Here is a 13704-nt window from a genome sequence, read left to right on the forward strand (position 1 = left end):
GCGATGCTACTAGTCGGCGTCGGCGGCGCGCTGGGACGCCGCCCGTTCCCGCGCCTCGAGCAGGTCCAGGCGCCGGTCCTCCCGCTTGGCCTCCTGGAGCGAGGACCGCACCCACTGGGTGAACAGCACCCCGAACAGCGCCAGGGCGACCAGGTCGCCGGACCCCCACAGCAGGCCCCCGGCCAGGTGCTGGTCGTCGAGCGGGTCGGGCAGCCAGGCGCCCATCGGGCCGTGGTGCAGGTTCGGGTACCAGTCGCCGCCGATCAGCGTCTCCTCCCCCATGATCGTCACGCCGAGGAAGGCGTGGAACGGCAGCGTCAGCACCACCAGCAGCATCCGGAAGGGGTAGGCGACCTTCCCGGGCACCGGGTCGATGCCGATGATCGGCCAGAAGAACAGGCAGCCGACCAGCACCAGGTGCAGGTGCATCACCTCGTGGAGGTACGCCGAGTGCAGCGTGGCGGTGTACCAGCCCGAGAAGTAGAGCGCCCAGGGCGAGGTCACGTACAGCAGCAGCGTCAGCGGCGGGAAGGACAGCACCTTCGCGACCCGCGAGTGCAGCACGGCGAGCAGCCAGCGTCGCGGCCGCGGCGGCAGGGTGCGCAGCGCGAGCGTCACCGGCGCGCCGAGGGCGAGGGCCATCGGCACCAGCATCGACAGGATCATGTGCTGGACCATGTGCACGCTCAGCAGCGTGGTGTCGTAGGTGCCCAGCCCCGATGCGGTCGCGAAGTAGAACAGCCCCATCCCGGCCGGCACGAACGCGACGGTCCGGCCCACCGGCCAGCGGTCGCCGCGCCGCCGCAGCAAGGACGCGCCGTACAGGTAGAGGCCGGCCACCCAGACGGTCAGCACGAAGGGCACCGGCTCGAGCGACCAGCCGGTGAAGACGGTGCCGAGGGTGAAGCGGGGAAGGTCACCGGTGGCCGTCAGCAGGGCCCCGGACAGGGGTTGGAGCACGGTGTGAACTTTATGACCTCGAAACACGGGGGGCCGGGGTGCCCTCGGGAAGCGGTCACGACATAATGAACGGGTGGCGACAGCAACCGCGATTCCGGCATCCCGACTGCACGGGCACCACGACCGACCGAGCATGGTCAGCGTCGGGACGATCATCTGGCTCTCCAGCGAGCTGATGTTCTTCGCGGCGCTGTTCGCGTCGTACTTCACCATCCGCGCCGTCAGCCCCGACCTCTGGGCCAAGAACACCGCGATCCTGAACGTCCCGTTCGCCTCGGTGAACACCACGATCCTGGTGCTGTCCTCGCTCACCTGCCAGCTCGGTGTCTTCGCCGCCGAGCGCGGCCAGGTCGGCCGCACCGGCTCGGTCCTCAAGGTCAAGGGCTGGGGCCTGCGCGAGTGGTTCGTGCTCACCTACATCATGGGCGCGGTCTTCATCGCCGGCCAGGCCACCGAGTACGCCTCCCTGGTCCGCGAGGGCGTCACGATCCAGGACTCGGCGTACGGCACGATGTTCTACCTGACCACCGGGTTCCACGGCCTGCACGTGACCGGCGGCCTGATCGCCTTCCTCTTCGTTCTCGGCCGCACGTTCGTGGCGCGCAAGTTCACCCACGAGCAGGCGGTCAGCGCGATCGTCGTCTCCTACTACTGGCACTTCGTCGACGTGGTGTGGATCGGCCTGTTCGCGACCATCTACCTCGTCCAGTAGTCCCCACCGCCGCACGACTGAATCGCAAGGACTTGATGTGCGTCTCCTGAACCGATCCGCAGGTCGCCTCTCCCGGCACCGCCGTGGTCCCCTGGCGGGCCTCGTCGTCCTCCTGCTGGGGCTGCTGATGACCGGTGGCCTGTACGCCGCCTTCTCCCCCGCGTCCGCGGACGAGACCGCCTCCAGCGCGGACCAGATCGCGAAGGGCCGTGAGCTGTTCCTGGTGAGCTGCTCGTTCTGCCACGGGCAGAACGGCGAGGGCGTCCGCAGCGAGGACGGCAACCAGATCGGCCCGTCCCTGGTCGGGGTCGGCGCCGCCGCGGTCGACTTCCAGGTCGGCACCGGTCGGATGCCGTTGGCCCAGCCGGGCGCGCAGGCACAGGAGAAGCCGCCGACCTTCGACGACGACGAGGTCGCCGCGCTCGCGGCGTACGTCGCCTCGCTGGGCCCCGGCCCGGCCGTCCCCGACGAGGGCGACTACAGCCTGGCGGGGATGTCCGACGAGGAGCGCCAGGCCGCGATCACCCGCGGCGGCCAGATCTTCCTGACGAACTGCACCGCCTGCCACAACTTCGAGGGCTCGGGCGGGGCCATGCCGCGTGGCGGCTACGCCCCGCGGATCCGCGGCGTGGAGCCGCGCTACATCTACGAGGCGCTCCTGACCGGCCCTCAGAACATGCCGAACTTCTCCAACGGCAACCTCTCGCCCGACGAGAAGCGCGACGTGATCGCCTACCTGGGCTCGCTGGAGGAGATGCCGAACTACGGCGGCTTCGGCCTCGGCGGCCTCGGCCCCGTTCCGGAGGGCCTCGCGGCCTGGATCGGCGGCATCGGCATCTGTGTCGGGTTCGCGGTCTGGATCGCGGCCCACACGACCCGTTCGAACAAGAAGAAGGTGGAGGCGTGAGCGACGACGCCCACGAGCTCGACACTGTCCCCGACGCGACAGTGACGGACGACCTGTACGCGAACCCGGGCCTGGCCGAGCACCACTGGCGGCCGACCGACGTCGACCCGAAGATGGAGAAGCGCGCCGAGCGCCAGGTCGCGACCCTGTTCGGCCTCTCCACGATCTGCACGATCCTGTTCGTGGTCTCCTACTTCACCGTCGACAAGACCGACACCTTCGCCGGCCTCGGCGCGCAGAACCTCACCCTCGGCCTGACCCTGGCGGGTGCGCTGCTCTTCATCGGCATCGGCGTCATCCAGTGGGCCCGCAAGCTGATGGCCGACCTCGAGATCGTCGAGAGCCGGCACCCGGCCTCGTCCTCCGAGGCGGACCGCGCGGCCACCCTCGAGTCCCTCGACCAGGGCATCGCGGAGTCCGGCATCGGGCGGCGCCCGCTGGTGCGCAACTCGCTGCTCGGCGCGGTCGGCCTCGTCGGCGTGACGGCAGTCGTCCCGCTGTGGGACCTCGGCCCGACCAACGCCAAGGTCACCAAGGAGCAGCCTTACCCCGGCGCCGGCCTCGAGAACACGATCTGGGCCCCCGGCATGCGCGTCGTACGCGACGTCGTCGGCACCCCGATCCGGCCGGGCGACCTGCAGATCGGCGACCTCGTGAACGCCGAGCCCGAGGGCCTGTTCAACGGCGGCCCCGACGGCGAGCCGCTGGAGGGCGTCGCGCTCCAGGTCGGCAAGTCCAAGGGCGCGGTCGTCGTCGTCCGGATGGAGCCCGAGGAGATCATCCCGGGCAAGGGCCGCGAGAACTGGTCGGTCGACGGCATCATCTGCTACTCCAAGATCTGCACGCACGTGGGCTGCCCGATCTCGCTATACGAGCGGACCACCCACCACCTGCTGTGCCCCTGTCACCAGTCGACCTTCGACCTGGCCGACTCGGCCCGGGTCGTGTTCGGCCCGGCCGCGCGGCCGCTGCCGCAGCTGCCGCTCCAGGTCGACGCCGACGGCTACCTCGTGGCGCAGCGGGACTTCGATGAACCGGTCGGACCGAGCTTCTGGGAGCGTGGCTGAACATGGACACCACCAAGGTCGCCAACACGAACGGCACCGAGCCGGCGATCGCGGCGAAGCCGAGTCGTGCGGGCGCGGTCGCGTCCTGGGCGGATGATCGCCTCGGTCTCGCGACCATGGCGAAGAAGAACCTCCGCAAGGTCTTCCCTGACCACTGGTCGTTCATGCTCGGCGAGATCGCGCTCTGGAGCTTCGTCGTACTCCTGCTGACCGGCGTGTTCCTCACCCTGTGGTTCACCCCGAGCATGGGCGAGGTCCAGTACAACGGCAGCTACGAGCAGCTGCGGGGCATCCAGATGTCCGAGGCGTACGCCTCGAGCCTGAAGATCTCCTTCGACGTGCGCGGCGGCCTGCTGATGCGCCAGATGCACCACTGGTCCGCGATGCTGTTCGTCGCCTCGATGATGGTGCACCTGCTGCGCGTCTGGTTCACCGGCGCGTTCCGCAAGCCGCGCGAGCTGAACTGGGTGATCGGCTGCCTGCTGCTGCTCCTCGGCACCCTCGAGGGCTTCACCGGCTACTCGCTCCCCGATGATCTGCTCTCCGGCACCGGCATCCGCGCCGCGGACGGCTTCATCAAGGCCAGCCCGGTGGTCGGCACCTACATGTCGTTCCTGCTGTTCGGTGGCGAGTTCCCGGGTGAGTCGATCATCCCGCGGCTCTACATCATCCACGTGCTGCTGATCCCGGGCCTGCTGCTCGCGCTGGTCGGCGCGCACATGCTGCTGCTCGTGTACCACAAGCACACCCAGTGGCCCGGTCCCGGCCGCACCGAGAAGAACGTCGTGGGCTTCCCGATGCTCCCGGTGTACGCCGCCAAGGCCGGTGGCTTCTTCTTCATCGTGTTCGGCGTGACCGCCCTGATGGGCGCGTTGCTCTCGATCAACCCGGTGTGGAAGTACGGTCCCTACGATCCATCGAAGGTGACCGCGGGCTCCCAGCCGGACTGGTACATGGGCTGGCCGGACGGCGCGCTGCGCATCATGCCCGGCATCGAGACCCACATCTGGGGGGTCACGATCTCCTGGAACGTGATGCTGCCGATCCTGATCCTCCCGGTCGTGGCGTTCACGGTGCTGCTCCTGCTCCCGTTCATCGACGCCTGGGTGACCGGCGACAAGCGCGACCACCACCTGCTCTACCGGCCGCGGAACGCCCCGACCCGCAGCGCGGTGATGGTGGCGCTGATGACGATGTACGGCCTCTTCTGGGCGGCCGGCGGCAACGACATCATCGCGATCCGGCTGCACGCCTCGATCAACCAGATCACGTACTTCCTCCGGGCCGCCGTGATCGTGGGACCGGTCATCGCGTTCCTGGTGACCCGGCGCTGGTGCATCTCGCTCCAGCGCAAGGACAACGAGACACTGCTGCACGGCTACGAGACCGGCATCATCATGCGCTCCCCGGAGGGTGGCTACACGGAGCGGCACCTGCCGCTCGACGCCACCCGCGCCTACGTCCTCACCGCCCGCGACCGCGACCCGGTCGTCGACGGCGAGGTGCAGCACGAGGTGGACGGCAACGGCGTACCCACTCCGCACACCGGGCGGTTGTCCGGGGTCCGCAACCGGCTCCGCACCCTGATGTGGTCGGACAACGTGCAGAAGCCGACCGCGGAGGAGCTCGACGCGGGCCACCACCACGCCGAGCACGAGCACGAGCTCCAGACCGCCTTGGACGGCCACGCCGCGGACGGCCACCAGTTCGACGGCCACCACCTCGTCGAGGACGAGGGCCTGCGCCACCACTGAGGCCCCCCGCCTCGGCGTACCCGTACCACTGAGAAGGCCGTACCACTGCGAAGGCCGCCCCTCTCCCCCTCCGGGAGTCGGGCGGCCTTTCGTGTTCCCCGCCGAGTCGGCGCAGTCTCAGCCAGCCCGCCCGCCGAGTCGGCGCAGTCTCAGCCAGCCCGCCCGCCGAGTCGGCGCAGTCTCAGCCAGCCGGCCCGCCGAGTCGGCGCAGTCTCAGCCAGCCCGCCCGCCGAGTCGGCGCAGTCTCAGCCAGCCCGCCCGCCGAGTCGGCGCAGTCTCAGCCAGCCCGCCCGCCGAGTCGGCGCAGTCTCAGCTGAGATGGCGCCGACTCGGCGTCGCTGCAGCTGAGTTGGCGCCGACTCGGCGTCGCTGAGGGGCTCAGCTCAGGGCGGAGCCCTGCTCGTACTGCTTGAACGACTCGTTCCAGTCGCCGTAGCCGTTGTCGAGGGTCATCGGCTTGTCGCTGCCGGTGTACTCGACCACGTCGCCGCGGCGGGACATCGCGTAGAGCCAGGCGGCGTTGGCGGTGCTCATGCCGGTGCAGCCGTGGGAGACGTTGGCGTAGCCCTGCGAGCCGACCGACCACGGGGCGGCGTGGATGAACTCACCGGAGTAGGTGAGGCGCATCGCCCACTGGACGCCCTCGATGTTGTAGGCGTCGGCGCCGGTGATGCCGACGGTCTCGGAGTTCATGTCCTTGGACGCGAACTTCTCGATGATGACCTTGGTGCCGGAGCGCGTCGTGTACGTCGGCTGCTGGCCGGTCGTGATGGGGATGGTGCGCAGCAGCTTGCCGTTGCTGAAGACCTTCATCTGGTGCGACACCATGTTCACGCGGTAGACGTGCGCGTCGCCGACGTGGAAGTTCAGCTCACGGCTCTCCTGGCCGTAGATGCCGTTGCCGGCCGGGACGCTGTTCACGTCGACGTCGACGTGCACGTCGGTGTCGGCCTTCCAGTACGACTTCGGGCGCCAGTGCGCCTCGGTGCTGCTCAGCCAGTGCCACGCGCCGGGCTGGGCCGGCTTCGACGTGACCGTCATGTGCTTCTCGAACGCCGCCTTGTCGGTCACCGGGACGTCGAACGTGACGATCACCGGCATGCCGACCCCGACGGTCTCGCCGGCCAAAGGCGCGACGGAGGGGTAGGTCTGCTGGTCCAGGGTGAGCGCCTGGGTGTGGAAGTTCGCGGTGCGGGTGACCTTCGAGCCGTCGGTCTTCTCCGCCGTCGCGGTCATCGTGTACGACGTGCCGGGCTCGAGCCGGTCGGTGGCGGTCCAGCTGGACCCGTCGCTCGCGAGCTCGCCGGCCAGGGTGGCGCCCGAGGAGGACACCTTCACGGCGTCGATCGTGCCGCCCTGCGCGGACACGCTCACCGCGTGGTCCACCGGGACGTCCTGGGCGCCCTTCTTGATGCTCGTCGTGAGCCGGAGCGCCGGGACCGGCTCCGAGGGAGAGGCCGACGACGGCTCATCACTCCCGGCGGCGCCCGGGACCGCGTCGTCGGTGTTGCACGCGGCCAGGGTCAGGCTCAGAGCGCCCACCGTGACGAAGGTGGCCGCGCGCAGGAGCAGACGACTGTCGGACATGCAGGAACTCCCCGTGACGAGCGTGCTGATCGATCACCACCAGACTAACCGGACCCACCACAGGATCCGATTCGGCGCGGCGTGAGAGTTGCCTCAGTGCGCGTGCACGCCCCGGTAGTACTCGAAGATCCACCCCGACAGCGCCAGCGCGCCCAGGACGACGCCGATGATGAACAGCCACCACGCGCCCATGGCCACGCCGTACACGCACACGCCGAGCGTGGCGGCGCACCACAGCGGCCACCAGGAGTACGGCGGGAAGAAGCCCAGCTCGCCCGCGCCGTCGGCGATCTCGCCGTCCTTGCGGTCCTCGGGGCGCGGGTCCATCTTCTTCGCGTGGAAGCCCAGGTAGAGCGTCATCATGCCCGCGAGCAGGGTGGTCATGGTGAGGGCGGAGGTGCCGGTCCACTCAGAGGTGATGAACCAGTACGCCGGGCTGACCAGCAGGAAGAAGATCGTGACGATCCCGAAGATCCAGGCCTCGGACTTCATCAGGCGTTGCCCTCCGGGTTGTCGTGGTTGCGGTCGCGCAGCATCTCCTCGCGACCCTCCATGTCAGGCGCGTCGGCCGGCCCGCCGACCCGCGCCATCTCGTTGTCCTCGAGCTCGATCGCGGCGACCTCCGGGTGGTGGAGGTCGAACGCCGGCGACTCCGAGCGGATCCGCGGGATCGACACGAAGTTGTGCCGTGGCGGCGGGCAGCTGGTCGCCCACTCCAGCGAGCGGCCCCAGCCCCACGGGTCGTCGGTGTTGACCAGCGGGGCGCGCCGCGAGACGTAGACGTTGTAGAGGAACGGCAGCGTCGAGGCACCGAGCAGGAACGCTCCGATGGTCGAGACCTGGTTGAGCGTCGTGAACCCGTCGCCCGGCAGGTAGTCGGCATACCGCCGCGGCATGCCCTCGACACCCAGCCAGTGCTGGATGAGGAACGTCGTATGGAAGCCGATGAACAGCAGCCAGAAGTGCAGCTTGCCGAGGCGCTCGTCGAGCATCCGCCCGGTCATCTTGGGCCACCAGAAGTAGAAGCCCGCGAACATCGCGAACACCACCGTGCCGAAGACGACGTAGTGGAAGTGCGCGACCACGAAGTAGGAGTCGGACACGTGGAAGTCCAGCGGCGGGCTCGCCAGGATCACGCCGGTCAGGCCGCCGAAGAGGAACGTCGTCAGGAAGCCGATCGACCAGAGCATGGGCGTGTCGAAGGAGATCGACCCGCCCCACATCGTCCCGATCCAGTTGAAGAACTTCACTCCTGTTGGAACCGCGATCAGGAAGGTCATGCCCGAGAAGAACGGCAGGTCCACGGCGCCGGTGACGAACATGTGGTGCGCCCACACCGCGACCGACAGGATCGCGATGCCGAGGGTCGCGCCGACGAGGCCGATGTAGCCGAACACCGGCTTGCGGCTGAACACCGGCAGGATCTCGGTCACGATGCCGAAGAACGGCAGCGCGATGATGTAGACCTCGGGGTGACCGAAGAACCAGAACAGGTGCTGCCAGAGGATGGCGCCGCCGTGCGAGGTGTCGAACACGTGCGCGCCGAGCTGGCGGTCCGCCTCGAGCGAGAGCAGCGCGCCGGCGAGCACCGGGAACGCGATGAGCACCAGCAGGCTGGTGACCAGCGTGTTCCAGACGAAGATCGGCATCCGGAACATCGTCATGCCGGGCGCGCGCATGCAGATGATCGTGGTGATGAAGTTGACCGCGCCCAGGATGGTGCCGAGACCGGCCATCCAGAGGCCCATGATCCAGAGGTCACCACCGACGCCCGGCGACCGGACGGCGTCCGACAGCGGGGTGTAGGCGAACCAGCCGAAGTCGGCGGCGCCCTGCGGGGTGAGGAAGCCGGAGCCCGCGATCAGCCCACCGAACAGGAACAGCCAGTAGCTGAACATGTTCAGGCGCGGGAACGCGACGTCGGGCGAGCCGATCTGCAGCGGCATGATGACGTTGCCGAAGCCGAAGAACAGCGGGGTCGCGAACAGCAGCAGCATGATCGTGCCGTGCATCGTGAAGAGCTGGTTGTAGACCTCGTCGTTCACGATCTGCATGCCCGGGTACGCCAGCTCCGAGCGGATCAGCATGGCCATCAGGCCAGCGATCAGGAACCAGGCGAACGACGTGCCGAGGTACAGCTTGCCGATCAGCTTGTGGTCGGTCGTGGTCAGGATCCGCGCGAGCTCCTGCCCGAGCGGACGACGCTTCGCGACGCTGGTGGGCGTGGCGGCGGTGGCGGTCACTTGCCTTCTCCCTCGGGTTCCTCGTCCAGTCCGACCTGGGTGCTGGCGTTCTGGCCGCCGATCAGCGGCTTGTCGCTCTCGGCGCCCGCGTCCTGGAGGCTCTGCACGTAGGCGTCGTAGTCCTCGCGGGACACGACCTTCACGTCGAACAGCATCCGCGAGTGGTAGACGCCGCACAGCTCGTAGCACTTGCCGCGGTAGTCGCCGATGCGGGTGGGGGTGATCTCGTAGTGGTTCACGCGACCCGGGACGACGTCCATCTTCATCAGGAACGCCGGCACGCCGAGGTCGTGGATGACGTCGGGCGAGTGCAGGTTGAACCGCGTCGTCTCGCCGACGGGCAGGACCAGCAGCGGGAAGTGCGAGCCGGTGCCGGAGTCGTGGACGTACGACTGGTACGGGAAGTTGTCGTCGAACAGGTCGTCGTCCGCGGACCGGTCCTGGTTGCCGATGCCGTAGTTGAAGGTCCACGACCACTGCTGGCCGGTGACCTCGATGGTGTTGTCGACGGGCCGGTCGTCGTCGAGCACGAAGTTCTGGACCTTCACGGTGTGCGCGAAGAACACGATCACCATGATGATCGGCGCGATCGTGTAGAAGATCTCGAGCGGCAGGTTGTAGCGCGTCTGGATCGGGATCTCGTCATCGCTGCGGCGACGGAACCGGAAGACCGCCCAGAAGATGAGGCCCCAGACGACGACTCCGGTGATCAGCGCGGCGATCCACGCGCCCTGCCAGAGGTTGAGGATGTGCTCGCCCTGCTCGGACGCGGGGTCCGGCATGGCGAACCGCTCCCACTGGCCCTGGGTCTCGGACGAACAGCCGCCCAACGCGAGGACACCGACGCCCACGGCGGCCAGGGCGGCCACACGCTTGGGGAGTTGCAGACTCAACGCTTGAGCCTCTCTCTCAGCACGATCACGGATACGCAGAACACTATCGGAACCGGGCCCCGGATCGACTGGTGGGGGGCCGGTACGTTGCGGGTGTGAGAAACGCCTCCGGGTACCTCGACGCCGCGTCGTCGGAGCCGCTCCACCCGGCCGCCCGGGAGACCCTGGCGGCGGCGCTCGACCGGGGGTACGCCGACCCGCGGCGGCTGCACGGGCCCGGCCGGGACGCCCGGCTGCTGCTCGACAACGCGCGGGCGGTCGTCGCGGAGTGCCTCGGGGTGCGCGCCGACGAGGTCACCTTCACCTCCTCCGGCACCGACGCGGTCCATCGCGGGCTGCTGGGCCTGCGGCTGGGTCTGCCGCACGGTGCCGACACCCCGGTTTCCCACTCGGCCGTCGAGCACTCCTCCGTCCTCCACGCGGCCCGCTGGACGGGCGTGGAGCCGGTCGTCGCGCAGGTCGACCGGCTCGGCCGGGTCGCCCCGTCCGGGTTCGCCGGGTCGACCGGCGGGGTGGCCGCGCTCCAGCACGCCAACCACGAGGTCGGCACCGTCCAGCCGCTCGCCGACCTGGAGGTCGGCGTACCGCTCTTCGTGGACGCCTGCGCCAGCATGGGCCGGCTGCCGCTCCCGGACCGCTGGGACGTGGTCGCCGGCTCCGCCCACAAGTGGGGCGGCCCGGCCGGGGTCGGCGTGCTCGTGGTGCGCAAGGGCGCACTCTGGGTGAACCCGTTCCCCGGCGACGACCGCGTGGACGAGCGGTCGGCCGGCTTCGAGAACGTCCCCGCCGCGCTCGCCGCGGCCGCCGCCCTCCGGGCGGTGGTCACCGACCGCGCCGAGACGAACGCTCGCCAGCACGCGCTCGTCGACCGGATCCGGGCGGCGGCCGCGGAGATCCCGGACGTCGAGGTGGTCGGTGACCCCGTCGACCGCCTCCCCCACCTCGTCACCTTCTCCTGCCTCTACGTCGACGGTGAGGCGATCGTGACGGAGCTCGACCGGCGCGGGTACGGCGTCGCCAGCGGGTCGGCCTGCACCGCCTCGACACTCGCGCCGAGCCACGTCCTCGAGGCGATGGGCGTGCTCACCCACGGCAACGTCCGGGTCTCGCTCACCCGGGAGACCACCGCGGCCGACGTGGACGGGTTCCTGGCCGTGCTGCCCGACGTCGTGCGCGAGATCCGGTCCCGGGTGGGGCTGTGACCGGCGCCGAGCTGGAGCTCGACTGCCGCGGGATGCTCTGCCCGCTGCCGGTCATCGAGCTCGGCAAGCGGTACGCCGAGGTGCCGGTCGGCGGCCTGGTCGCCGTGCTCGCCGACGACGTCGCGGCCCGCACCGACATCCCGGCCTGGTGCCGGATGCGCGGCCAGGAGTACGTCGGCGAGGAGCCGACAGGTCGCTACGTCGTCCGCCGGCTCAGCTGATCCGGGTCGACGGTCTGCCCCACCAGCTCCCTCATCTCGTCGATCGCGTCCCACTCGTTGACGTGCATCGCGCCCAGCACCCGGCCGGCGTCGTGCCAGAAGACCACCGCCTGTCGCGCGGCGAGGTCGCCCCTCACCACGACGCTGCCGAGGTGCTCGCGCGGGACGTGGCCGACGTACTCCATGCCGAGGTCGTACTGGTCGGTGAAGAAGTACGGCGACCGCTCGTACGCCTCGGTCCCGCCGAGCATCACCCGGGCGGCGGCCTTGCCCTGCTCGATCGCGTTGTCCCAGTGCTCGACGCGCAGCCGGCCGAACACCGGGTGGTCGTGGGCGGCGATGTCGCCGGCGGCGAGGACGAGCGGGTCGGACGTGCGCAACGTCGCGTCCACGAGCACCCCGTTGTCGACGTCCAGCCCGGCGTCGCGGGCCAGGTCGACCCGCGGCACGGCCCCGACGGCGACGAGCACGAGGTCGGCCGGCACGGGCGGCGTCCCGTCGAAGGAGGTGCCGAGCCGGAGGTCGACGCCGTGCTCCCGGTGGAGGTCGGCGAACATCGACCCGACCCGCTCGCCCACCACGCCGAGCAGCGGCTGCGCCTGGGGCTCCACGACGGTGACCTCGCAGCCGGCGGCCCGGGCGGCGGCGGTCACCTCGAGGCCGATCCAGCCGCCTCCCACCACCAGCACGCGCGGCTGCTGGAGCAGGGCCGCGCGCAGGGCGCGGGAGTCGTCGCGGGTCCGCAGGTAGACGGCGCCCTCGACCGGGAGCCGCCGCGGCTCCGACCCGGTGGCGAGCAGGAGCCGCTCGTACGCGACGTCGCCGGCATCGGTCTCGACGACCTGCCGGAGCCGGTCGATCCGGCGCGCCGCCGAGCCGGTGCGCATGTCCACGCCCTGGTCGGCGTACCACTGCGCGTCGTGGACGTCGGTGCCGTCGGCCTCCTCCTTGCCGAGCAGGACCTCCTTGGAGAGCGGTGGCCGATGGTAGGGCAGGTACGACTCCGCACCCAGGACCACCACGTCGCCGTCGTACCCCTGCTCGCGCAGCTCCTCGACCGCGGACGCGCCCGCGAGGCCTCCACCGACGATCACGTGTGCCATGGGTTCACCTTCCCGAGCGGGTCAGCGCGAGGAACTCCGCGCGGGACGCCGCGTCGTCCCGGAGCCTTCCGAACAGTGCTGACGTCACAGTACGACTCCCCGGCACCCGCGCGCCCCGCAGCGACATGCAGGTGTGCTCGGCCTCGATGACGACACCCACGCCCTTGGCCCCGAGCGCGGTCCGGAGGTGGTCGGCGACCCGCTGAGTCAGCCGCTCCTGGGTCTGCGCGCCCCGCGCGTGGTACTCCACGGTCCGGGCGAGCTTGGACAGGCCGAGGATCCGCTCCCCCGGCAGGTAGCCGACGTGCGCGACGCCCACGAACGGCAGGACGTGGTGCTCGCACAGCGACTGGACCGGGATGTCCTGGACGAGCACCAGCTCGTCGTACCCCTCCGTGTTGGGGAACGTCGTCATCTCGAAGTCGGTCGGGCTCAGCATCTCCGCGAGCGCCCGGGCCATCCGGCCGGGCGTCTCGGCCGTGGACTCGTCGGCGAGGTCCATGCCGAGCGCGGTCAGCAGGTCGGCTGCGGCGACCTCCGCCGCCCGGAGGTCCACCCGCGAGTGGTGCTCGACCCGCCAGCGGGCGAGGTCCTGGGGCGCCTCGCTCATGCCTTCGACCTGCCCATCGCGAGCAGCGTGAGGGCGAGGGCCGCGAGCATCAGGCCGAAGTCGCGCAGCGCGATGTCGTAGTACTCCCCCGTGCTGACCAGGTTCACGATGATGCCGGCGAGCCAGGCGGCCACCAGCAGGCCGCCCCACCGCGGCGTGACCAGCACGACCAGGCCGGCCACGATCTCGACGACGCCGACCATCAGCATCGCGTCGTGCGCCGACCCGGGGACGAGGTCGTTGACCCACGGGGCCAGGTACCCCTCCCAGTCGTCGGTGAGGATCGTCAGGAACTTGTCGAGGCCGAACAGGATCGGCGCCACGACGAACGCGGTGCGCAGCAGCAGGAAGGCCTGCTCGGTGTGGTCGGCCGTCACGACGGACGGCCGGTGCAGGGTGGTCATGGGCCCCTCCGATGTCTAAAAGAGATTTGATTAGATGTTAG

General features: G+C 69.9%; 14 protein-coding genes. 6 read left to right on the forward strand and 8 right to left on the reverse strand.

The window, feature by feature from the left end; translation table 11 throughout:
- Window positions 1-9 precede the first annotated feature (9 nt).
- Window positions 10-960, reverse strand: a complete 951-nt coding sequence (locus N538_RS0102755; protein ID WP_028636016.1) for a cytochrome c oxidase assembly protein — start codon at window positions 958-960, stop codon at window positions 10-12.
- A gap of 73 nt (window positions 961-1033) precedes the next feature.
- Between N538_RS0102755 and ctaE the strand changes: the two genes are divergently transcribed.
- From ctaE to qcrB, 4 genes are read left to right on the forward strand one after another with little or no spacing between them, the layout of a single operon-like run.
- The gene (ctaE, locus tag N538_RS0102760; RefSeq protein ID WP_036569254.1) at window positions 1034-1672 is read left to right on the forward strand and encodes an aa3-type cytochrome oxidase subunit III; all 639 of its coding nucleotides are present in this window, start codon (window positions 1034-1036) and stop codon (window positions 1670-1672) included.
- A 37-nt stretch (window positions 1673-1709) separates the two neighbouring features.
- Window positions 1710-2579 carry a cytochrome bc1 complex diheme cytochrome c subunit gene (gene qcrC / locus N538_RS0102765; protein ID WP_028636018.1) on the forward strand — a complete coding sequence of 290 codons (870 nt, stop codon included), beginning with the start codon at window positions 1710-1712 and terminating at the stop codon, window positions 2577-2579.
- Complete coding sequence (gene qcrA, locus N538_RS0102770; protein WP_028636019.1) at window positions 2576-3646, forward strand: cytochrome bc1 complex Rieske iron-sulfur subunit; 1071 nt, start codon at window positions 2576-2578, stop codon at window positions 3644-3646. The genes qcrC and qcrA overlap by 4 nt, the downstream gene beginning before the upstream one ends.
- A gap of 2 nt (window positions 3647-3648) precedes the next feature.
- The gene (gene qcrB / locus N538_RS0102775; RefSeq protein ID WP_036569255.1) at window positions 3649-5400 is read left to right on the forward strand and encodes a cytochrome bc1 complex cytochrome b subunit; all 1752 of its coding nucleotides are present in this window, start codon (window positions 3649-3651) and stop codon (window positions 5398-5400) included.
- Window positions 5401-5778: 378 nt separating this feature from the next.
- Here qcrB and N538_RS0102780 read toward each other — a convergent pair whose 3' ends face one another.
- The 4 genes from N538_RS0102780 to ctaC form a co-directional block, all read right to left on the reverse strand.
- Window positions 5779-6987: a L,D-transpeptidase gene (locus tag N538_RS0102780; protein WP_028636021.1), complete on the reverse strand. Its 1209-nt coding sequence runs from the start codon at window positions 6985-6987 to the stop codon at window positions 5779-5781.
- A gap of 93 nt (window positions 6988-7080) precedes the next feature.
- The gene (locus N538_RS0102790) at window positions 7081-7479 is read right to left on the reverse strand and encodes a cytochrome c oxidase subunit 4 (RefSeq protein ID WP_028636022.1); all 399 of its coding nucleotides are present in this window, start codon (window positions 7477-7479) and stop codon (window positions 7081-7083) included.
- Window positions 7479-9230, reverse strand: a complete 1752-nt coding sequence (ctaD, locus tag N538_RS0102795) for an aa3-type cytochrome oxidase subunit I (protein ID WP_028636023.1) — start codon at window positions 9228-9230, stop codon at window positions 7479-7481. The genes N538_RS0102790 and ctaD overlap by 1 nt, the downstream gene beginning before the upstream one ends.
- On the reverse strand, window positions 9227-10123 hold the full coding sequence (gene ctaC, locus N538_RS23600; protein WP_051548664.1) for an aa3-type cytochrome oxidase subunit II: 897 nt from the start codon (window positions 10121-10123) through the stop codon (window positions 9227-9229). Before ctaC ends, ctaD begins: the two co-directional genes overlap by 4 nt.
- 95 nt (window positions 10124-10218) lie before the next feature.
- On the opposite strand from ctaC, the gene N538_RS0102805 reads away from it, so the two are divergent.
- Both N538_RS0102805 and N538_RS0102810 read left to right on the forward strand, forming a co-directional pair.
- On the forward strand, window positions 10219-11325 hold the full coding sequence (locus N538_RS0102805) for a cysteine desulfurase family protein (RefSeq protein ID WP_028636024.1): 1107 nt from the start codon (window positions 10219-10221) through the stop codon (window positions 11323-11325).
- A complete protein-coding gene (locus N538_RS0102810) occupies window positions 11322-11546 on the forward strand; it encodes a sulfurtransferase TusA family protein (protein ID WP_028636025.1) in 225 nt (74 codons plus the stop codon). The genes N538_RS0102805 and N538_RS0102810 overlap by 4 nt, the downstream gene beginning before the upstream one ends.
- On the opposite strand, the gene N538_RS0102815 is transcribed toward N538_RS0102810, so the two are convergent.
- Genes N538_RS0102815 through N538_RS23605 form a run of 3 tightly spaced genes read right to left on the reverse strand, consistent with a single transcriptional unit; the run spans window position 11522 to window position 13663 of the window.
- Complete coding sequence (locus tag N538_RS0102815; protein WP_028636026.1) at window positions 11522-12649, reverse strand: NAD(P)/FAD-dependent oxidoreductase; 1128 nt, start codon at window positions 12647-12649, stop codon at window positions 11522-11524. The genes N538_RS0102810 and N538_RS0102815 overlap by 25 nt on opposite strands.
- A gap of 4 nt (window positions 12650-12653) precedes the next feature.
- Entirely contained in the window at window positions 12654-13259 is a 606-nt protein-coding gene (folE, locus tag N538_RS0102820; RefSeq protein ID WP_028636027.1) for a GTP cyclohydrolase I, read from the reverse strand.
- Window positions 13256-13663 (reverse strand): hypothetical protein, encoded by a 408-nt coding sequence (locus N538_RS23605; RefSeq protein ID WP_036569258.1) that lies wholly within the window; start codon window positions 13661-13663, stop codon window positions 13256-13258. The genes folE and N538_RS23605 overlap by 4 nt, the downstream gene beginning before the upstream one ends.
- Window positions 13664-13704: the final 41 nt, after the last annotated feature.

The sequence above is a fragment of the Nocardioides sp. URHA0032 genome (assembly GCF_000620645.1).
GTDB lineage: Bacteria > Actinomycetota > Actinomycetes > Propionibacteriales > Nocardioidaceae > Nocardioides.